Here is a 20,567-nt window from a genome sequence, read left to right on the forward strand (position 1 = left end):
TGTCGAGTCCCTAAACACTATATATTTTAGCAACTAGGGTGGATCATCTCTTTTAATTAACTTTACTTAAACTAAACAGTATTGGTTGTCAAGCAGTAGTGTGATTTTAACTAAGCGTCAACCTGACCTAACTATTCGCTGCAGGCTTGACCTAGAAGAGAAATCCTGGAAGATAAACCCTGTAGGCTTGAGTGAAACTTTATAATAGCTTTGCTTAAATTGCCTAAACAAGTAGTTTGGCGAAATGCCAGTATAGTGTTGGGACAAGTATAGGACAAATTAATGGCTCAGGAAAGAACTTTACCTAAAGTAGAGGATTATAGCCCCATTACCAGCGCAGAAGGATTACTCCTTTATGAGGATATGATTCTCGGGCGCTTTTTTGAGGACAAATGTGCTGAAATGTACTATCGGGGCAAAATGTTTGGTTTTGTCCACCTCTACAACGGTCAAGAGGCAGTGTCAACAGGAGTCATCAAGGCGTTGCGTATAGGTGAAGACTTTGTTAGTAGCACCTATCGTGACCACGTCCATGCCTTAAGTGCAGGAGTGCCAGCACGGGAAGTGATGGCAGAGTTATTTGGCAAAGCCACAGGCTGTAGTAAGGGACGCGGTGGTTCAATGCATATGTTTTCACAAGAACATAATCTCCTAGGAGGTTATGCCTTTGTAGCTGAGGGAATTCCTGTTGCCACCGGTAGTGCTTTCCAAAGTAAATACCGTCGCGAAGCCTTGGGGGATGAGAGTGCTGATCAAGTCACCGTTTGCTTTTTTGGTGATGGAGCTTGCAATAATGGTCAGTTCTTTGAATGTTTGAATATGGCAGCCCTTTGGAAACTGCCTGTTATCTATGTGGTGGAAAACAACAAGTGGGCAATTGGGATGGCTCATGAACGGGCAACATCCCAGCCAGAAATTTACAAAAAAGCCAGTGTATTCGGTATGGCTGGAGTAGAAGTCGATGGGATGGATGTAATGGCCGTCAGAACTGTTGCCCAAGAAGCGATCGCTCGGGCACGTGCAGGAGAAGGACCAACCCTAATTGAAGCCCTGACCTACCGCTTCCGAGGTCACTCTCTGGCTGATCCCGATGAACTCCGCTCCAAAGAAGAGAAGGAATTCTGGTTAACTCGCGATCCCATTAAAAAGATGGCAAGTTACCTGACAGAAAATAATCTAGCTACTGCCGAAGAACTCAAAGCCATTGAGAGCAAAATCCAGGAAGTCATTAATGATGGAGTTGAGTTTGCCCAAGCCAGTCCTGAACCTGACCCTAGCGAACTACATCGCTATGTTTTTGCTGAGGATTAGTTAACTGAAGTATTAAATACTTCACACTTTCTTAGTCACGGTCTCAATCCTAGGAGTGCCATCGGCTTGTACCCAGGCAATGTAGGTGATACCGTGACCCAGGGCGTATTCTCTAATTTGTGCTGGTGAGCGTCCCCCTAAATCCATCTCTACCCTGACCAAATGCTCAGAATCTCTAAGTTTCTGGGCATAGGTAAAAGCCACTGCCTCAGCCTCGGTAAATTCTGGCACCACTAACCAATCACTAACTGGTGTCTGGGTGGGTAATTGATTACTCGACAGTAAGACATAATGAAGGTCTTCTAGGTTGAGGCAAAAACCAATTCCAGGGTAGGCTTCTCCTTGAGGATGATATAGACTCAGCAATTGATCGTACCGCCCTCCCTGACCTAAAACTCGGCTAGAGCCCTCGCTACTACTGACTACTTCAAAGACAATACCAGTGTAATAGTCAAAGGTTTGTACTAAGGTCAGGTCGAGAACGATCGGTAAGGGGCTAGGGGAACTACTATTTAAAAGTTCCACCAGGGATTTGAGATTGGTCACAATCTCGTGTTCCGATGAGTCTAAATCCAAGCTAGAAACCTTTTGCAAAACATCAGCCGGGTCTCCCCTCAGGTCAAAGATAAACAATGCCCGCTCTCGTAATTCTGGGGATAGGGGTAACGTTTCTAGGGTAACCCGGTCAAGATAGGCAATGGCTTGACGAACCTTTTCTTGCATAGGTTTGGGGAAGGGAGACAAAAGCGATCGCGTTAGCCGAGCTTCCCCCAAAATCAGGTGCCACTGCTGCAACCCTAAATTATTAAGACAATCGGCTAGCAACAGAAGAATTTCCCCATCTGCCAACAGCCCACCAACTCCCAATAATTCTACCCCCGACTGGTAAAACTCTAGTTGACGTCCGTGGTTACCTATAGTTGGTCGTCGAAATACATTGGCATTGTAATAGAGTCGCTGGGGTAAGGATAGGCAGGCTTCATTATTACTGCCAGCAATACGAGTTACCATTGCTCTCGCTATGGATGCCGTTAATTCTGGACGCAGCCCCAGGGTTCCTTCCTCAGCATCGTGCAACTGGATGACCGTGGAACGTTCGACAGCTCCTCCTGCCATCAGAGTATCCAACCATTCTAGGGTTGATGTGATAATCCGGTGATAACTCCAGCGGTGAAATACTTGCTGTAAGTGGTTAGCAATCCAGCGTTTTTGGGTAACTTCTAGGGGGAGTAAATCCCTTGCCCCTGGGGGTGGTTGATGAATCATTACTTTTTCTTTCCACCAAATAAACCACCAAATAAGCCACCACCATTAGATTTATTCGACGGTTTCCCTTTAGCTGCTTCAGGGGAAACCTTTGGCTGGCTACCGCCACTTTTGGGGACTAATTCATTGAGAACCTGTTTTGCCTTCAATGCTCTGTCGTTCTGAGGGTTCAATTGCAAAGCCTTATTAATGTGTACTTTAGCCATTGTCGCCTTATTTTGCTTCAAATAAGCAATTCCCAATAAACTATGGCAGTCGCTATTGTTTTGGTCCAACTTGAGAGCTTCTCGCAACTCCAGAACTGCCGCAGCAAAATTGTTCTTCACCAAATATCCTTCAGCACGCCGGATATAGCTATCCACTCGTGATACTCCCTTAGGCCCAACCGACCCTCCCTGTGATGTGGCACCGGTAGTAGTCTGACTATTTTGCTGGGTCACACCAGTTGCTTGAGTTTTCACAGGGGTTGATACAGGAGTTTTTACCGTTTCGCCCTTACCACTTTTACACATCAAATAAACTAGGTTAAGTTCACTGATTTCGGCAATTTTTGCCAAGGCTTGGTCAAGGGCTTGGTATTGCTCTGATGCTAGGTGGTCAACTGAGGTTCTGTAAAGATTATCTAAATTTGCCCCTGCTTGTAATAATTGCTTAGCCGTTGCGCTAGCCAGGGAAATTTTATCTCCTTGAGCCCCTAACCGCTTACTCAAGTGGCTTAGACTAGCAGCATAGTCACGATGACCTCGAGAGAGCTGTTCATAGGCGGGATTGACCAGTCGTGTTAACAGCAGATTTGCTTTATTTTTTTCGGCTTCGGTACTGGCTTTACAACTGTCGGGATGCAAACGTCTAGCAATTTGAAGGTACCGTTGACGGACTGCCTTAACATCCGCATCAACTGGAATTCCTAAAACTGCGTGGTAGTCAGTGAAATCAAGCTTGAAGAGTCCGTATTCAATTTTCAAAGACATAGGCAACTGTTCCATCTCAACTGCTGCAAGGCTCGTTTCTAGTATCTCTTAGATTGCCTAAACTGGGTTTGTTTAGCCAATAAAAAGCAGCTGCTTCGTTGAAGAAGCAGCTGTAACTATCTTTAGGTGCGACGTGGCGAATTTAATTCTTAATGGTAAGAGCGCACCTATAGTCCAATTAGGGTGCTTTAATTCATTCCGTAGGCTTTAGTAATCAAAATCGCCACCCATACCAGCACCAGCAGCAGCATTTTCCTTAGGCTCAGGCTTGTCTACCACAATACACTCAGTGGTCAACACCATACCTGCGATGGAAGCGGCATTTTGGAGAGCAGAACGAGTTACCTTAGCCGGGTCAACAATACCAGCTTCAAACATATCTACAAACTCACCATTGGAAGCATTGTAGCCGACGTTAAATTCTTTTTCTTTAACTCGCTCAGCGATCACCGCTCCATTCTGACCAGCGTTCTGGGCAATTCGCTTCAGAGGTGAAGACAAGGCACGAGAAACAATCATAGCACCGGTAAGTTCTTCAGCCTTCAGGTTCTCGTTTGCCCAAGTTTCTAGGTCAGGAGTCAGGTGAGCTAGAGTTGTCCCACCACCAGGGACAATACCTTCTTCCACAGCTGCCTTGGTAGCGTTGATGGCATCTTCCAGACGCAGCTTGCGGTCTTTCATTTCCGTTTCTGTCGCAGCACCCACTTTAATCACAGCGACACCACCAGCCAGCTTAGCTAACCGCTCTTGCAGTTTTTCTTTGTCGTAGGAAGAATCCGTTTCGTCCATCTGACGGCGGATTTGGTCACAACGACCCTTCACTGAATTTTCGTTCCCTTCAGCAACGATAGTGGTGTTGTCCTTAGTTATGGTCACACGACGGGATTTACCCAGCATTTCCAGCTTAGCGTTTTCAAGCTTTAGACCTGCATCTTCGGTGATTACTTGTGCACCAGTTAGGGTAGCAATGTCTTCCAACATAGCCTTACGGCGATCGCCAAAGCCAGGAGCCTTCACAGCTGCCACATTCAAAACACCCCTTAGGCGATTGACCACCAAGGTTGCCAGGGCTTCTTTCTCAATGTCCTCAGCAATAATCAGCAACGGCTTGCCAGAACGAGCCACTTGCTCAAGTACTGGCACCAGGTCTTGTACCAGGGTGATTTTCTTGTCAGTGAGCAGGAGGTGAGGTTCTTCTAGAACTGCTTCCATCCGCTCAGTATCAGTAGCAAAGTAGGGAGAGATATAGCCTTTGTCAAAGCGCATCCCTTCGGTAATTTCTAGTTCAGTGGTCATAGACTTCCCTTCTTCAAGGGAAATCACGCCCTCTTTGCCCACTTTGTCCATTGCGTCAGCAATCATCTGACCAACGGTCTCATCGTTACCCGCAGAGATCGAACCAACTTGGGCAACGGCTTTAGAGTCTTCTACTGAACGGGCATGTTCAGCAATCTTGTCCACCAGAAACGCAGTAGCTTTATCAATACCCCGCTTCAACGCGATGGGGTTAGCACCGGCAGCCACGTTGCGCAAGCCTTCTTTGACCACAGCATGAGCTAGTACCGTAGCGGTTGTAGTCCCATCACCAGCAGCATCATTGGTTTTTGAAGCTGCTTGCCGAATCAGAGAAACACCAGTGTTTTCAATGTGGTCTTCCAGTTCAATCTCTTTAGCAATGGTCACACCATCATTAACAATTTGAGGAGCACCAAACTTCTTCTCTAACACTACGTTGCGACCTTTTGGTCCAAGAGTGACAGCTACAGCTTCAGTCAGAGTGTCCATTCCCTTTTCTAGGGCGCGACGAGCATTTTCGTTGTAAATAATGCGCTTAGCCATAGGTTTTTCGTTCAGTTCCTAACGGTTATTAAGGTTTAATGAAGGTAAAAGGGTTGAAGATTTAAGGGTTCAACTTGTTTGCCGATACTTTTTAGCTACCAAAATCTACCAAGGTAGACTTTAGCCCGCCAATGCAAGATGCAATACCATCCAGGGGGTATCTCCGCGCTTCTCTGACGGAATATCCCGCGAGCGCCATAAAAATGTCAAAAAAGTTAGTTCCACCGGGATTTAAGCGCAACTATTTTTACCTTGGTTTTCGGCTTTAATTTAAGTTACATAATCATCCTTGTCGGTGTTACCATAATTTAACTCTCACAAATAATAAGAGTTTTTGGTAGACTATGGAACATTTTTTCCAGCTGTTTACTCACCTTCAAGGTGTTAGCTGACGACTGCCAAGATGTCTTTCTCTGACAACAAAACGTACTCTTCGTTGCCTAACTTAATATCGGTACCAGCGTACTTAGAGTAAAGTACCTTGTCCCCTACTTTGACTTCGAGAGCAGCGTGAGAACCATCATCGTTCCGCTTGCCAGGTCCGGTGTTTACAATTTGGCCAACTTGAGGCTTTTCCTTAGCGTTATCGGGTAGTAGAATACCGCCAGCAGTTTTTTCTTCAGCGGCGCTTACCTTAACAAAAACTCGATCCCCTAAGGGCTGAACGTTGGAAACACTCAGAGTTACAGCTGCCATATCAGTTTTTCCTCTCTACTTCATCTGATTCATCTGAGCCGATTTAGCACTCTCAGCTCCTGAGTGCTAATTTACTCAAAATCAGCAGGAGATGGCAATAAATACCTCTGTACGGGTTCCCGAACTCATAGTAGGCTAACAAAGGGCAAATCCAGGGATGAGATAGCTTTGGGTTATTATCTGTGTATCCGTATCCCTATGGTGTAGCTTGTCCCTTTTTCTTAGAAGGTTTAACCTTAGTCCCAGGAATTGATTAAAAAACCAGAACTACAACCCATGGACTGCTGACCACTGACAACTAGGATAAGCAAATAGATATAACAGATATGTTGTTACTCTCGCCCTTTCGACTCATCCTCACACACAAGCCCTAAAACTCATGCCAGCAGAGAAAACTGAGCCCTCAGTTACCCAACCATCTAATTCTGAGACTTCCACTCTCGAACCATCAGAGCAAATTACCCTAGCTGCTAACGTAAAGAGCTTAGGACTTAATCAAATTCAGCGCCACATTTTCTTGTGTGCTGATCAAACTAAACCGAAATGCTGCTCAAAAAAAATTAGCCTTGAATCCTGGGAATATCTTAAAAAACGCCTAAAAGAGCTAAAACTAGACCAGCCCAAGGAGGTTGAGCCAAGTTGCATTTTTCGCACCAAGGCTAATTGTCTGCGAGTCTGTACCTCTGGTCCTGTGATGGTAGTTTACCCAGATGGTGTTTGGTATCACCATGCTACCCCTGAGGTAATTGAACGCATTATTCAAGAGCATATTATTGGCAACCAAGTTTTAAAAGACTATGCTTTTTTAGTTCATCCTTTGCCAGAAACTCTTCAAGCATCTGCTTCAGACTACCAGGCAATGGCAGCAAATGGTACCCAACCCCAACCAGGTTAAGATCCTTTTCCTTACCAACCCTAATTATGGTGAGGTAGGATTATTGGTTGGAGAGTTAAAGCAGCTTGGTAACTTCCAGGCATTAGAAAAGGCAAGAGGTACTACCACTATTAAGAAAATTAAGCAAGCAAAGTATAACAAACGTTACAGTTATGAAGGACAATGCTGTAAGAGAGCAAAAAAAACTGCTGCTGATTGATGATGACCCCAACCTCATATTGCTAGTCAAGGACTACCTGGAGTTTAGGGGATACGAAGTGATTACCGCTGAACATGGCAAAGAAGCTCTGGACATTTTAGAGCAGGATATTCCTGATATGATTATCTGTGACGTGATGATGCCAGAGATGGACGGCTATACCCTGGTAGAAAAGGTCAGAGATGATTCTCGCACTAGCTGGATTCCCATACTATTTCTATCAGCCAAGGGTCAAAGCCAAGATCGAGTAAAGGGACTCAATAAGGGTGCGGATGTTTATATGGTTAAGCCCTTTGAGCCAGAAGAACTCGTAGCACAGGTGGAATCCTCCCTCAAGCAAGCTTCTCGTCTAATCCTTCACTCAGGTTCTGGCCCAGACAGCACACCTAAAATTAAGGTTCCTTACGATGTTGAGTTGACTCCTACTGAGCTAAAGGTTGTTCAGTTTGTGGCAAGAGGTATGGCAAATCGGGAAATTGCTGAGAAACTGAATGTTTCTCAGCGTACCATAGAAAGTCATGTGTCTAACATGCTAGGGAAAACTGGTCTCCATAACCGTACTGAATTAGCCCGTTGGGCAATTGAAAATAGTATGGCTTGAAGCTCCATAAGCCGATTGGTAAATCCTAGCAAGCCAACCTTGACCGTTCACTAATCACACAAGGACTAAGCTCGTGAGCCCAGAAACTATTGTTAACAATCCCTCGCCACCGGCAGAGTCAGCTCCGGCTAGGGGTGCAGCTTATGACCTAACTGAATTCGATGCTAGGGTCATGAAAACCTATGGACGCTTTCCCATTGCCTTAGAACGGGGTGCGGGTTGCCATGTCTGGGATACTTCCGGGCGAGACTATCTTGACTTTGTGGCAGGGATTGCTACCTGTACCTTAGGTCATGCTCACCCAGTTGTGGTAGAAACGGTAATTAAGCAAATCCAAAAGCTAAACCATGTTTCTAATCTTTACTACATTCCAGAGCAAGGGGCATTAGCGAAATGGCTCATTGACCATTCTTGTGCAGAACGAGTATTTTTCTGTAACTCGGGAGCGGAGGCTAATGAAGCTGCTATCAAACTGGCACGGAAATATGGCCACACTGTGCTAGATATTGAACAGCCAGTGATTTTGACCGCTAACGCTAGTTTCCATGGGCGAACCTTGGCAACAATCACGGCAACTGGTCAGCCTAAGTACCAGAAAAACTTTGACCCCTTGGTACCTGGGTTCGAGTACGTACCCTATAACGATATTCAGGCACTGGAAAATGCGATCGCAGATATTGATGAGGGAAATCGGCGAGTAGCAGCAGTGATGCTCGAACCATTGCAGGGAGAAGGGGGTGTTCGCCCAGGAGACCTAGAGTACTTCCAGCAAGTTAGAAAGATCTGTGATGAAACTGGCATCCTGCTGATTCTAGATGAAGTCCAGGTGGGTATGGGTCGCACTGGTAAATACTGGGGCTATCAGAATCTGGGAATAGAGCCAGATATCTTCACCAGTGCTAAGGGATTGGCTGGTGGTATTCCCATTGGAGCGATGATGTCTAAGAAATTCTGTGATATCTTCCAACCGGGAGAGCACGCTAGCACCTTTGGTGGTAATCCCTTTGTCTGTGCAGTCGCCCTATCTGTAGGAAAAACTTTGGAACAGGAGAATATTTTGCAAAATGTTCAGGTGCGGGGTGACCAGCTGCGCACCAGACTGAGAGCGATCGCTCAGAAATATCCCCAAGTCATTGAAGAAGTGCGAGGTTGGGGTCTAATTAATGGGCTTGTACTAAAATCAGATATTGATCTAACTTCAGTAGATGTGGTTAAAGCCGTGATGGAACGGGGTTTGTTGTTGGTACCAGCAGGACCAAAGGTAGTTCGCTTTGTTCCACCCCTAATTGTCTCAGCCGGTGAAGTTGACCAAGCCGCTCTTATTGTAGAGCAAGCTTTACAAGCTTTAGCTTAACCGTCAACCGTCAACCGTCAACTATCAGCAATCTCGATAATCTTGACTTTAACTTGACCCTCACCTAACTGAATTTGTAGTTCTTCTCCAGGAGCCAAATTACCTGTAGACGAAGCAATGGTTCCGTCTGGGGTACGCACTAGTGCATAGCCTCGTTTTAGGACTTTTTGAGGGTCAAGGGTATTGAGCTTTTCCTTGAGCAGCTGACAGTGCTGGACCCCTTGGCTCAAACGCTTTGAGGTCACTTGCAACAATCGCTGATGCTGAAATGCGTTCCCATTTTGTTCCTGGTGTAGTTGTTGGTCTAGACCTAGGTGTCGTAATCGTGTGCGTAGATGGTGTAGTTGATGGCGAGATGCCTCTGTGATTTGAGTCACGGCTTGATAAAGGCTAGTCCGCCGCTGTTGATGTTCAGCATAAAGGGTGATCAGTTCTGGTACAGCTTGTTCCGCTGCTGCTGTCGGGGTGTGAGCACTGTGATCAGCTACTAAGTCAGCTAAGGATTCATCCCGTTGATGACCAATACCGGTAATCACCGGTATTGAGCATTGAGCAATTGCTCGCACCACCCGTTCATCATTGAAACAAGCTAAATCCTCTGATGCTCCACCCCCTCTAGCTAATATCAGCAATTTGGCTCTGCCATCCCCCTCGACTCGATCAATAGCGTTAACTATTGATACTGGAGCAAGTTCCCCTTGAACCTGAGCCGGTGAAAGCAAGACTCGTAAGCCAGGATACCGTTGCTGTAGTGTACGTTTAATATCTCCCCAAGCGGCAGCTTGGGGGGAGGTAACCACAGCAATAATTTCAGGATGAATCGGCAGGGGGCGCTTTCGTTGTGGGTCAAATAATCCTTCTGCTTCAAATCGTTGGCGCAATTGCCGTGACCGCAAGGCTTGCAACCCCTCACCCGCCGGTAAGGCTTGCCAGACATTCAGCTGATACTGTCCCCGCTGAGGATAAACTCGGAGACTGCCCAAAATAATCAACTGTTCTCCTATTGCTGGTAGTTGCACCAGCTTGCTTAACTGGCTCTTCCAGGCTACACACTGTATAGTAGCTTTGGCATCTGGGTCTTGGAGGGTAAAAAACATCCCTTTTGGATGGTGGTTGCTACTAGAAACTTCTCCAATCACCCAAACTCTATGAAGTTGGTCATCTTCCTCTAACAACTCTTGGATATAGTCAGTTAACCCAGCAACCGACACAATTGCTTCTGAGAATAGGGAATTGATTATAGATGAGGCCATTCTTAAGGTAATCGTTAATAAATTAATAATTTTTCACATAATGCTGTTGAAGGTTGTCTAGTTACTGATCAAGGCTTTTGCCTATTCTATGTAACCAATTTTATTTAAATTCTGACCAAAGGTATTTCCTAGTGGGTAACCCATGCCAAGATTCATGCCCCTAGCAACTGGCAAAATCTGATTCCTTTAGAATAATTTCTTTACAAGGAAGTACCTTTGTACTATAATTTACCCAAGTGACTGATCCTCCTCAACATTCCTACCCAGCTTCACTAACCACTGTTCGAGAAAGCTGAAGGACCTTCAACCGTTAAAATGGATCAGTGATTATCTACCCAAAGTCTGGCCTTATCCTTGCATTTGAGAGCCAGGAGACTTGAGCCGCACCGATGTTAACAAGGGACGGGATTTACCCGACCATTGGCATACTATAGTGTATTAGTCAAATCGGTTAAAACCCCTAATTTCAAGAAAACTAAAATTAACAGCACAGCTTTTGTTGAGCTATTTTCCCTCCTCCTGTTGTCAGAACCCCCACAACAGTCTGAGTCAAATCCTACTTTGAGGTGCGACTTAAGGCCGGGTTCCCCGGCCTAGGAGGCGCGCACCTTGAACGTTGCGTGTAGGCGGTCTTTAACCCCTTGAGCAACATACCCTATCAATCCCCCATGTTTATTTAGGGGCATAATTCAAACTATCTAACCAGTTCCCATACAGTCAACTTTTTGAGGCATCCATGGCTACCCCAATCACAAACAGTCCCGAAAAAGAAAAAGCTCTGAACCTGGTACTTAAACAAATTGAGCGTAATTTTGGTAAAGGTGCCATCATGCGCTTGGGTGATGCCACCCGCATGAAAGTGGAAACAATTCGGAGTGGGGCAATTACCCTAGATTTAGCCTTGGGGGGTGGTCTGCCAAAAGGTCGCATTATTGAAATTTATGGTCCAGAAAGCTCTGGTAAGACAACCCTAGCGTTGCATGCCGTTTCAGAAGTGCAAAAATCTGGGGGAGTTGCAGCGTTTGTTGATGCAGAACACGCCCTTGATCCTACCTACTCTGCAGCTTTGGGGGTTGACATCGCCAACCTTTTAGTATCTCAACCTGACACAGGTGAATCAGCCCTAGAAATTGTGGATCAGCTGGTTCGTTCTGCTGCAGTCGATATCGTTGTTATTGACTCCGTAGCCGCTTTGGTACCCCGTGCAGAAATTGAAGGGGAAATGGGTGATAACCAAGTGGGTTTACAGGCGCGGTTGATGAGTAAAGCGCTGCGCAAGATTGCTGGGAACATTGGTAAATCTGGGTGTACTGTTATTTTCCTCAATCAGCTACGACAAAAAATCGGCATCACCTATGGTAGCCCAGAGGTGACTACTGGTGGTAATGCACTTAAGTTCTATGCTTCAGTTCGCCTGGATATTCGTCGAATTCAAACCCTGAAAAAATCTAACGAGGGCGAATATGGGATTCGTGCCAAAGTCAAAGTTGCCAAAAATAAAGTTGCCCCTCCTTTCCGCATCGCAGAGTTTGACATTATTTTTGGCCAAGGGATTTCCCGCTTAGGGTGTCTGGTTGATTTAGCAGAACAAACCAAAGTCATTCTGCGCAAGGGTGCCTGGTACAGCCACAATGGGGAGAATATTGCTCAAGGTCGGGATAATACAGTTAAGTATTTAGTTGAACATCCTGAGTTCGCTGAGAATATTGAACAGCAAGTACGTGAGCAACTGGACATGGGAGCAGTAGTTTCAGCTAACTCAGTGGCTCCTATGGATAGCAAGGAAGCGGATAGCTTAGAAGCAGGAGATGAGGAGGCTTAATTTATCAGCGTGTCGCGTATCAGCTATCAGCCATTAGCTATCAGTTATCAGCTATCAGTTATCAGCGTGTCGCTTATCAGCTATCAGTTATCAGCTATCAGTTATCAGCGTGTCGCGTATCAGCTATCAGCTAATGCGCTACGCGCACGCTACTTGAAGTGCTTTTGAATAAGCGATGCAGCAAGGGAACAGGGGGTTTCCCCCACGAGTGCATCTCAGTTTTGAAATTAGACAAAAATTCGGGCGAAAATTCCCGCGCCCGGGTCCCACACTCCCCACACTCCCCACACTCCCCACACTCCCCACACTCCCCACACTCCCCACACTCCCCACACTCCCCACACTCCCCACACTTGCGATATTTTTTACAAATATGAGATGCACCCTTCCCCCACTCCCTATTGCATCAAGACAACAGGTAAGCATTGGTTTAATCTGAGTAAAGTCACAGCGCTTGTGGCCTGTGCCACAAAGCTGACCGCTGACCGCTGACCGCTGACCGCTGACCGCTGATAGCTAAATGCTTACAATTCACTTTTCTTGAGTGTACTTTCTAATTAAAAAGCGGTCTAGAATTTCTAACTGCTGAGCCGGAGTGAGTTCAGAGGAGGTTGATCCGTCAACCTCTTCCATTTCTAGTTCAGATTCTTCTGAGGCAAATACGTCTGTTTCTTGTGGCTCTACAGATGGGTTAGTGTCTTGACTGATATCATCTAGGGATAAGGATGAGCCAATGGTTGGGTGATCACTGCTCAAGTTGTTTTCTGCTGCTAAGGCTTCGATTTGGGTTAGGATATCTGAGCTAATGTTCTCTACAGTCTTAGTATGTTGGCAAAAGAAAAAACAAAAACTAATGCTAGCGAGGCGCACATACTGGCCATCCTTGAGCAGATGACGCCCTTTGACTCGTTTTCCATTGATAAAGGAACCATTGGTGCTCTCCAGGTCAATTAGATAAAATCCCTGCTTCTGAATGTGCTGAATCACAGCATGATGTCTAGACAAACGCTTCTCGGGGAGCTGTATCGCCGACTGGCGTCCCCGACCGATTGTCCAAATTGCCTGAGGCTGGAGCAGGGTTTGAGTTTTACCATTCACTAGGTTAGTGAGTAAATAGGCTTGTTGACCCTGAATGACACCAGCTACATATCGTGTTTCAAACAAGCCGATAGGATGGTTAGTTTTTTCGAGCTAAAAATTTTTTGTCTAGTAGAGTCTAATGATGATTTTCGCTAAAATCTAGACAAACCTACACATTTACTTCACACCTAATCGGAAGTAGAAGATAGGCTATGCTTACCATGGCTTCCTTAATCTTGTTATCCTACTAGTATACCCTGATATTCCTCTGTGGCTCCAAGGAGTGTCATGGTTTTGCTACTATAATTTCCGTTCTGCCTTATTTTCCAGGCGAAATAGCCAAACCATCAAGATAACTACACCGATTTGCAGAGCCAAGTTAGGCATGGCAGTAGCTACAGATTTTCCAGCAGCTAACTGGGCTAGAAAAACCATTGCACCGATGAAACCAGATGCACCAAAGGCAATATAGATAAACTTTCTTAAGCCTCGGTAGGGATGTTGGGCTTCTGCTTTTAGCCTGGCATACTTCTCTGGATTCATTTTTTGCCCAGAGACTTTGGAATTGGGGTAAGGTTTTTTTGAGTTCGAGTTGGTCATTAATGTTTTACTCTGACTTACCTGACTGATTTGCTATAGTCATATTTGCTATATTAGTAGACTGGTGCCGATGTAGCTCAGTGGTAGAGCATTCGATTCGTAATCGAACGGTCGGCGGTTCAAATCCGCTCATCGGCTTTGGGTCAGCATAGAGCTATCAGTTATCAGCTATCAGTTATCAGCGTGTCGCGTATCAGCTTCGGGCCTGTGGCCAAGCTACACCGAACAGCTTTTGAATAAAATCAGCTGACCGCTGACCGCTGACCACTGACCACTGACTGTTGACCACTGACCACTGACCGCTGACCGCTGACCGCTGACTGCTTACCCACTGATATTAGTTTTAAGGATATTAAAGCTCAAATGGGAGCCACCTTTAGGTATGATCTTAAAAAAGTATGAAGTTAATCGTGTCGCAAGCTCAGATGGTTTTTGATCTAGATTCCTAATTCCAGATCAAAAACCATCTGAGCAATGTCTCACCTGGTGCTTCATTTTCCGTATTTCATATCTTCTTGGGAGAAGTCAACATGGTAACCCTCAAAATAGTTGTTTATATAGTCGTTAGCTTCTTTATTGGCTTATTTGTCTTTGGCTTCTTGTCAAACGACCCATCTCGTAACCCGAAGCGGAAGGATTTCGAGTAAATAGCGTTCGCGAAGCGGTTCCAAAGGAACATCGCAAAGCGGTTCCAAAGGAACATCGCATTATGCTGCTTTTGCTAACAACGACGAGATAACCCTCGACCTTTTCTGATGCTGTGGGTCAATCAACGGCAAGGTTATATCCTGAAGCGACCCACACGCACTTCAATTTGTAGTATGTCAAGTAGTTTGGAAAAAACCCCATCATTCAATCTCCTTGGGGACTCCCGTTATAGTCGTTCGCGCAGCGTCTGGCACTGCCAGTAAGACAAGCGCGGGAGGCGGGGCTTATAAAGTGCGGACGCAGGTTCCGCACACAGCCCCTTGGGAATTGGAGACATTAACTATTGCGTGTCTTGATAATTTATGCTAGGATAAATATATTATTGTGCTCAAAAGAGTGCCGGTTTGTTCGCAAGCTGCAAAGCCTCTGCTAAAAGGATAAACCAACTTTAATCTTGAAAAAGTAAGCCTAATGATTTTATTAATCGGAGGGTGTAGAGGCTATTTGGTTTAGCCGTTAAGGGTTTTATACTCTTAAGAATCCCAGCTCCTAGGGAGCCGCTACGCGAACGCTATAATCTTTGATTTAGCGACGGGAGTATCAAACCTAGTTATTAATATAAGTATTTATACATATTTTCATAGATAGGTTTGGGATTGACCTGCACTCAGATTTCGCGATCGCAATATCTGCGATCGCATTATCCTGTCATGTCTCTCAAACAGGTCAACTAGAGATAGCCACAGCTATTTAACACGGGACTATCCACACAAAGCCACGCTCCTTCAAGAGTGTGGTTTTCTATTTGTGCTTAATTAATAGTATTATGAGCTGTCTTTGTCGATAACCTATTTGGAACTACAATCTTGGGGATTGAGTCAAGGATTGTTGGTCTGAATACTAAAACACCAGCCAATTAGTAAAAAATGCCCCAGCCAGTTCAGCCGCCGGTCGTACCCGCAATTATTCAAACCGTTAAACCTTCCCAGACCACTAGCCACCTTGATGAATTATCTAAAAGCATAACTGTTTCGGCACAGTACCAAACACAGCAAAACCAGGTACTGCTCAAACCCTATCCAACAGGAGAGCTAAAGGTTGAGGCTTTGCCAATATTAGGCACAGACAAAAGCGCTGCTAGCTTAGGTCCACCCATTTCCCGAGCAGTTGGCCAGACCTTGCCAAGGATAACAAACAGCCAAGACAATTGGCAACTAGGGCAAGGAAAACAGTGGCAACAAACTCTTCTAAAACCAGGAATCAAGCCACCACTCAATCCTGATTTAACCTCCTTACTCAAGAGTCCAACTCCAGAAGCACCATCAACTTTGGAACCGGAATTTTCGACTAGGTTTTCTCCTAAGTTTTCATCATCGGTTACTTCTGAGACACCCAATCTTAATGATCAGGAGCAATTGGTTATCTCGAACGATCAATTGCAGCCACTGAGTCAACCTGATAGCCAACCTGATAGCCAACCTGATAGCCAACCTGAGCTAACACCTGAGCCTGGGAATCAGGAAAGATTCTTCCCTGTCAACTCCTACCCCAAACGATGTTCTACTCTCGAAACCTTACCCACGCCAGATGACCCCTTGAGCATCAGTCCCAATTGCCCTTTGCCAATTGCTAGGAGCAAGCGTATTATAGCTCAAGAGCGGGGGGGAGAGACTAGAGAGTTTGAGTTAATCATCCCTGAACAATCTAACCCACCTTCCCTAGAAGAGACTATACCCTCATCAGACCAAGACTTGTCTCAATCCCAATCTGGTTCGGAGTTAGATTCCGAAGTTACTGCTCCCACAATTACCTTCGATACCAATGAGCAGCTAGACATACTTGAACTGACTTCAGACCGTCAAGAGTATGACCAAACCAGACAAGTGATTACAGCAGTGGGTAATGTTACCTTGCGGTTTCAAGACGCCTTACTAGAAGCTGACCGTCTGCAAGTCAACTTGCCTAATCGCATTGTGGTTGCGGATGGGAATGTGGCTCTGACCCGTGGTAACCAGGTGCTAGAGGGAGAGCGCTTTGAGTATTATTTTGTTCAAGATACTGGTGTGGTTTTCAAGGCTAGGGGAGAATTTGTCAGAGCAAGTTCAGATTCTGGGCCACCCCCCCCAACTCAACCGGTCAGTCGCAGAATTATTAATAGCCAGCCCTTAACTGGAATTAGTAATCCTGGAGCCTTTGCCATTGAGTTTGGTGCTCGGGTTATTCCCAATGCTGAAACTGGGACAACCACAACAACCATAGAATCCCCAGAAATAGAAGGGACTATCAATCGATTCCGCTATGAAGCCGACCGGGTGGAGTTTGACGGGTTAGAAGGAGTTGCTACTAATGTCAGAATTACCAACGACCCCTTTTCCCCACCAGAGTTGGAGTGGCGCACCAGAAATGCTCGATTTCGCCGGATTTCCCCAGAAGTAGACGAAGTAATTGCCAAGAATCCTCGACTTGTGTTTGATCAAGGGTTTTCTTTGCCTACATTTCGTGAACGGTTTGTGATTGACCGCCGTGAGCGGCAACCGAGTTTATTGGATTTTGGGTATGATGATGACGACCGGGGTGGTGTGTTTATTCAGCGTGGCTTCAAGATAGTTGAAACTCCCTCGGTCAGGTTTAGTCTAACACCACAGTTCTTTCTTCAAAAAGCTATTCTTGGAGACAATGATGAAGATGAGAACAATGATGCAGAAGGTGGTGGCGTAATCGATCCGGCTAACTTTGGTTTGCTTGTTGACCTCGATGCTTCCTTAGGGCCACGCAGGACACTGGTAGGTTCCGCAGAACTCACTAGTCTGGATCCTGAGGATTTAGAAAACGAAACTCGGGGAAGTTTGCGCCTCCGACAAACCATTGGTAACACTTACCCTCATCGCCTGACCTTGGAAGCCAGCTACCGCGATCGCCTTTTCAATGGCTCTTTGGGTTTCCAAACCGTTCAGAGTAGTATTGGTGGTGTATTTGAATCACCGACAATTCCCTTAGGGAAAACTGGCTTGACTATTCGATATCAAGCTGGCGTTCAGCGTATTAATGCTAACACAGATCGAGTAGACTTGCTACCTCTGCCACCTCGGGATAACAATCGGATTAATTTGACCCGTTATCAAGGGAGTGCAACCTTAACTTGGACACAACCCCTTTGGCAAGGTGAAATCTTGCCAGCAACTGCTGAAGAAGGTATGCGATATACACCAGCACCAATCTTACCCAATGTTCAACTGAATTCATCCATTACGGGTGTGGCTAGTGCCTATAGTAACGGTGATTCTCAAGAATTTCTCCGTGGGAACATTGGCTTAAGTGGGCAATTTGGTCATTTTTCTAAACCCTTTCTCGACTATACGGGTTTTAATATCAGCTATAGTGAAGTAGCCTTAGGAAATACATCACCATTTTTATTCGACCGAGTTGCAGATACTCGTATCCTTAATGCTGGTATTACCCAACAACTCTATGGTCCGTTTCGAGTGGGTTTTCAGACTTCCCTAAATTTAGATACAAATCAGGAAATTAGTACTGATTTATTTTTAGAGTATTCTCGTCGAAGCTACAATATTTTATTCCGCTATAATCCAGTTCAACAACGGGGTTTAGTTGGTTTACGAATTAATGATTTTAATTGGACAGGTGCCACAGAACCCTTTGATACGTTTAGTAACAGCTGGGAGGATGATTAGGGAGTAGGGATTAGGGAGTAGGGAGTAGGGTGAAGAAAATTTAATGGCTCTGATAATTATCAGAAACGTTAGAATTATTTGTGGAAATCTAAACCCTACCGAAATTAATATCCTGGATAGGTTGGGCATCTCAGATGAAGACTAATAAGCATCGGTCAGTCTGTGGGAAATTCAAGCAGCGGTTAAGTAATGCGGTTAAACGCTGGTTTAATTCCCCTAAAATTCGTCATAGCAGCACCACACAAGCAATAACTGTTACTGTGGGAGAGCCTGCTCCTCCCTACAAACCTCCCTCAAGTCAGCGACCTAACCACAACTACGGCGTAAGTCATCTTACCTGGCCCCCTGGTTATCAGCTACAGAAGGATAAGTACACCATCGAAAAAAAACTAGGACAAGGTGGACTAGGTATTACGTATTTAGCCCGAACTAAAACAGGCGATCGCATCGTTATCAAAACTATCGTTAATCATGTACTCCGCCAAGATAATTTATTAGAATTTTGGAAAATTTTTGCCAACGAAGCGGTAAAGTTAGCCCAATGTAGCCGTGGGAATCCTCATCTAGTCCGTTTATCTGAAGAAATTATCCGAGAAGGTGAACTGCCCTGCCTAATCATGGAATACATCGAGGGGGAAACCTTGTCGGCTCTGGTGAAACGGCAGGGTGTGCTCTCAGAAGAGCAAGCGCTGCTCTACATCAAGCAAATTGGTAGCGCCCTCTGGGACATTCATCAGCAAGGGTTGCTCCATCGGGATGTTAAACCTGATAACATCATGGTGGGTCACGATGGTTCTGGTGCGGTGTTGATTGATTTGGGCATTGCTACTAAGTTTGTGCCTGGGGTTACACAAACTCATCTCTATGCCGTGACTCCAGGTTATGCTCCTCTGGAACAATATGAGTGGCGTTCGCAACTCGGTCCTTATACCGATGTTTATGCTTTGGCCGCTACCTTGTATGTGCTCTTAACTGGAAAGAAACCAGTATCAGCTGATGAGCGGATTCAGGGAGCTGAATTACCAGCACCAAAGGATTTTAATCCTAAGATTAGCGGACGCATAAATCGAGCCATTCTCAATGCCATGAATTTGGTGGCTAGCGATCGCCCTCAGTCTATACCAGAATTTTTAGCATTACTCGGTATTGAATTACCAAATTATAATACTAACTCTAATAATAGCACAAATAGCACTAATAATCAACCACAGACAACCGCTAAAGTTGAAGACTTTTATATAGAACGTCCCCAAGATGCTGAGTGTTATCAAAAGATTTTACAACCAGGGCAGCTAATTCGGATTAAAGCACCGAAGCTGATGGGTAAAACCTTACTCAGTCATCGGATTCTTGATTATGCTAAATCTAGGGGTTATGGCACGGTTTATTTAAATCTGAATCAGTTACCTTGCCATGACTTGGATATATTTTTACAGTCGTTTTGTGTACGAGTTGGTGACAACTTGGGGTTATCAGACCAGTTGGATAAGTATTGGAGTAAACGGTTATATAGTAAGGTAAATTGTCAACGATATTTTGAGCAGTATCTCTTAGCCTCTTTATCCACTCCTATAGTTTTGTGCTTGGATGAAGTAGACCGAGTGTTTGCTTATCAACAAGTAGCTGGCGAATTTCTAGGGTTGCTGCGCACTTGGCATGAAGATTCCAAAAATAATGAGCCTTGGAATAAATTGCGCTTGATTGTCGTTTATTCTACGGAAGTTTATATTGAATTGGATATCAATCAGTCTCCTTTTAATGTGGGATATCCTGTAGATTTAACTGATTTTTACTTAGATAAAATTCAGAGTTTAGCTGGGCGTTATGGTTTAAGTTTATCGATTGAATCAGGGCAAAAATTAATGGGAATGGTAGGGGGACATCCTTATTTGTTGAACCTGGCTTTCTCTACTATTAGCAAAAATCCCAACATGACCATGGAGCATCTTTTAGAAACCGCCCCGACAGAATCAGGGATTTATCGTCATCATTTGCGAGAACTTTTAAATAATCTAATTCTCCATCCCAATTTACTAAACCCTTTCAATAAATTACTGACAACTACTCAAGCTTTGCGTCTGGATGCTAAGGCAAGCTATCTATTAGAAAGTCTGGGATTAGTCAGAGTAATCGGTAATGATTGTGTTCCTCGATATAATTTGTATCGTCAGTATTTTAGTAATAGGCTTTTATAGTTAGGGAGTAGGGAGCAGGGAGCAGGGAGGAGTGAAATAGGAAGAGAAAAAAAATATTGTTAAACCCTATAAATATATCATCAAAGCCAATGCTGCATCCCTTTAGCATCACACCAAAAACTACTGGAATATCTTAACTACTGTT

Annotated in this window: 16 protein-coding genes and 1 tRNA gene; 9 read left to right on the forward strand and 8 right to left on the reverse strand. The window is 45.0% G+C overall.

Annotation, left to right across the window (positions count from 1 at the left end; translation table 11 throughout):
• Window positions 1-282 precede the first annotated feature (282 nt).
• Entirely contained in the window at window positions 283-1,311 is a 1,029-nt protein-coding gene (pdhA, locus tag F6J90_RS23295; protein WP_293098876.1) for a pyruvate dehydrogenase (acetyl-transferring) E1 component subunit alpha, read from the forward strand.
• 21 nt (window positions 1,312-1,332) lie between these two features.
• Here the strand turns inward: pdhA and F6J90_RS23300 are convergent, their stop codons facing one another.
• The 4 genes from F6J90_RS23300 to groES form a co-directional block, all read right to left on the reverse strand.
• Complete coding sequence (locus F6J90_RS23300) at window positions 1,333-2,577, reverse strand: ATP phosphoribosyltransferase regulatory subunit (protein WP_293098879.1); 1,245 nt, start codon at window positions 2,575-2,577, stop codon at window positions 1,333-1,335.
• Window positions 2,577-3,563 carry a DnaJ domain-containing protein gene (locus tag F6J90_RS23305; RefSeq protein WP_293098882.1) on the reverse strand — a complete coding sequence of 329 codons (987 nt, stop codon included), beginning with the start codon at window positions 3,561-3,563 and terminating at the stop codon, window positions 2,577-2,579. Before F6J90_RS23305 ends, F6J90_RS23300 begins: the two co-directional genes overlap by 1 nt.
• 192 nt (window positions 3,564-3,755) lie before the next feature.
• Window positions 3,756-5,387, reverse strand: a complete 1,632-nt coding sequence (gene groL / locus F6J90_RS23310; protein ID WP_293098885.1) for a chaperonin GroEL — start codon at window positions 5,385-5,387, stop codon at window positions 3,756-3,758.
• Between the two features lie 384 nt (window positions 5,388-5,771).
• On the reverse strand, window positions 5,772-6,083 hold the full coding sequence (groES, locus tag F6J90_RS23315; protein WP_071104962.1) for a co-chaperone GroES: 312 nt from the start codon (window positions 6,081-6,083) through the stop codon (window positions 5,772-5,774).
• A gap of 379 nt (window positions 6,084-6,462) precedes the next feature.
• Here groES and F6J90_RS23320 point away from each other — a divergent pair, with 379 nt between their 5' ends.
• From F6J90_RS23320 to F6J90_RS23330, 3 genes are all read left to right on the forward strand, one after another.
• The gene (locus F6J90_RS23320; protein ID WP_293098890.1) at window positions 6,463-6,978 is read left to right on the forward strand and encodes a ferredoxin; all 516 of its coding nucleotides are present in this window, start codon (window positions 6,463-6,465) and stop codon (window positions 6,976-6,978) included.
• 152 nt (window positions 6,979-7,130) lie between these two features.
• The gene (locus F6J90_RS23325; RefSeq protein WP_293098893.1) at window positions 7,131-7,778 is read left to right on the forward strand and encodes a response regulator transcription factor; all 648 of its coding nucleotides are present in this window, start codon (window positions 7,131-7,133) and stop codon (window positions 7,776-7,778) included.
• 73 nt (window positions 7,779-7,851) lie between these two features.
• On the forward strand, window positions 7,852-9,132 hold the full coding sequence (locus F6J90_RS23330; protein WP_293098895.1) for an aspartate aminotransferase family protein: 1,281 nt from the start codon (window positions 7,852-7,854) through the stop codon (window positions 9,130-9,132).
• A 17-nt stretch (window positions 9,133-9,149) separates the two neighbouring features.
• Here the strand turns inward: F6J90_RS23330 and xseA are convergent, their stop codons facing one another.
• Window positions 9,150-10,385 (reverse strand): exodeoxyribonuclease VII large subunit, encoded by a 1,236-nt coding sequence (gene xseA, locus F6J90_RS23335; protein ID WP_293098897.1) that lies wholly within the window; start codon window positions 10,383-10,385, stop codon window positions 9,150-9,152.
• Between the two features lie 736 nt (window positions 10,386-11,121).
• Here xseA and recA point away from each other — a divergent pair.
• Window positions 11,122-12,207: a recombinase RecA gene (gene recA, locus F6J90_RS23340; RefSeq protein WP_293098900.1), complete on the forward strand. Its 1,086-nt coding sequence runs from the start codon at window positions 11,122-11,124 to the stop codon at window positions 12,205-12,207.
• A 138-nt stretch (window positions 12,208-12,345) separates the two neighbouring features.
• Here recA and F6J90_RS23345 read toward each other — a convergent pair whose 3' ends face one another.
• From F6J90_RS23345 to F6J90_RS23355, 3 genes are all read right to left on the reverse strand, one after another.
• On the reverse strand, window positions 12,346-12,591 hold the full coding sequence (locus F6J90_RS23345) for a hypothetical protein (protein WP_293098902.1): 246 nt from the start codon (window positions 12,589-12,591) through the stop codon (window positions 12,346-12,348).
• Window positions 12,592-12,738: 147 nt separating this feature from the next.
• Window positions 12,739-13,371, reverse strand: coding sequence for an FHA domain-containing protein (locus F6J90_RS23350; protein WP_293098904.1), 633 nt, complete (start codon window positions 13,369-13,371; stop codon window positions 12,739-12,741).
• A 216-nt stretch (window positions 13,372-13,587) separates the two neighbouring features.
• Window positions 13,588-13,887 carry a DUF3493 domain-containing protein gene (locus F6J90_RS23355; protein ID WP_293098906.1) on the reverse strand — a complete coding sequence of 100 codons (300 nt, stop codon included), beginning with the start codon at window positions 13,885-13,887 and terminating at the stop codon, window positions 13,588-13,590.
• Between the two features lie 66 nt (window positions 13,888-13,953).
• Here F6J90_RS23355 and F6J90_RS23360 point away from each other — a divergent pair.
• The 4 genes from F6J90_RS23360 (at window position 13,954) to F6J90_RS23375 (ending at window position 20,422) form a co-directional block, all read left to right on the forward strand.
• Window positions 13,954-14,025 (forward strand) — tRNA-Thr (locus F6J90_RS23360).
• 392 nt (window positions 14,026-14,417) lie between these two features.
• Window positions 14,418-14,534: a photosystem II reaction center protein I gene (locus F6J90_RS23365; protein ID WP_293074282.1), complete on the forward strand. Its 117-nt coding sequence runs from the start codon at window positions 14,418-14,420 to the stop codon at window positions 14,532-14,534.
• 927 nt (window positions 14,535-15,461) lie between these two features.
• On the forward strand, window positions 15,462-18,227 hold the full coding sequence (locus F6J90_RS23370; RefSeq protein ID WP_293098909.1) for a DUF3769 domain-containing protein: 2,766 nt from the start codon (window positions 15,462-15,464) through the stop codon (window positions 18,225-18,227).
• 134 nt (window positions 18,228-18,361) lie between these two features.
• On the forward strand, window positions 18,362-20,422 hold the full coding sequence (locus F6J90_RS23375) for an AAA-like domain-containing protein (RefSeq protein ID WP_293098911.1): 2,061 nt from the start codon (window positions 18,362-18,364) through the stop codon (window positions 20,420-20,422).
• Window positions 20,423-20,567: the final 145 nt, after the last annotated feature.

It is taken from the genome of Moorena sp. SIOASIH (genome assembly GCF_010671925.1).
Taxonomy (GTDB): Bacteria; Cyanobacteriota; Cyanobacteriia; order Cyanobacteriales; family Coleofasciculaceae; genus Moorena.

Coding starts and splice junctions, on each gene's coding strand:
- F6J90_RS23305 (WP_293098882.1), bottom strand. CDS start 3,563: ATGGAACAGTTGCCTATGTCTTTGAAAATTGAATACGGACTCTTCAAG.
- F6J90_RS23300 (WP_293098879.1), bottom strand. CDS start 2,577: ATGATTCATCAACCACCCCCAGGGGCAAGGGATTTACTCCCCCTAGAA.
- F6J90_RS23355 (WP_293098906.1), bottom strand. CDS start 13,887: ATGACCAACTCGAACTCAAAAAAACCTTACCCCAATTCCAAAGTCTCT.
- F6J90_RS23320 (WP_293098890.1), top strand. CDS start 6,463: ATGCCAGCAGAGAAAACTGAGCCCTCAGTTACCCAACCATCTAATTCT.
- groL (WP_293098885.1), bottom strand. CDS start 5,387: ATGGCTAAGCGCATTATTTACAACGAAAATGCTCGTCGCGCCCTAGAA.
- F6J90_RS23370 (WP_293098909.1), top strand. CDS start 15,462: ATGCCCCAGCCAGTTCAGCCGCCGGTCGTACCCGCAATTATTCAAACC.
- F6J90_RS23375 (WP_293098911.1), top strand. CDS start 18,362: ATGAAGACTAATAAGCATCGGTCAGTCTGTGGGAAATTCAAGCAGCGG.
- groES (WP_071104962.1), bottom strand. CDS start 6,083: ATGGCAGCTGTAACTCTGAGTGTTTCCAACGTTCAGCCCTTAGGGGAT.
- recA (WP_293098900.1), top strand. CDS start 11,122: ATGGCTACCCCAATCACAAACAGTCCCGAAAAAGAAAAAGCTCTGAAC.
- pdhA (WP_293098876.1), top strand. CDS start 283: ATGGCTCAGGAAAGAACTTTACCTAAAGTAGAGGATTATAGCCCCATT.
- F6J90_RS23365 (WP_293074282.1), top strand. CDS start 14,418: ATGGTAACCCTCAAAATAGTTGTTTATATAGTCGTTAGCTTCTTTATT.
- F6J90_RS23325 (WP_293098893.1), top strand. CDS start 7,131: ATGAAGGACAATGCTGTAAGAGAGCAAAAAAAACTGCTGCTGATTGAT.
- xseA (WP_293098897.1), bottom strand. CDS start 10,385: ATGGCCTCATCTATAATCAATTCCCTATTCTCAGAAGCAATTGTGTCG.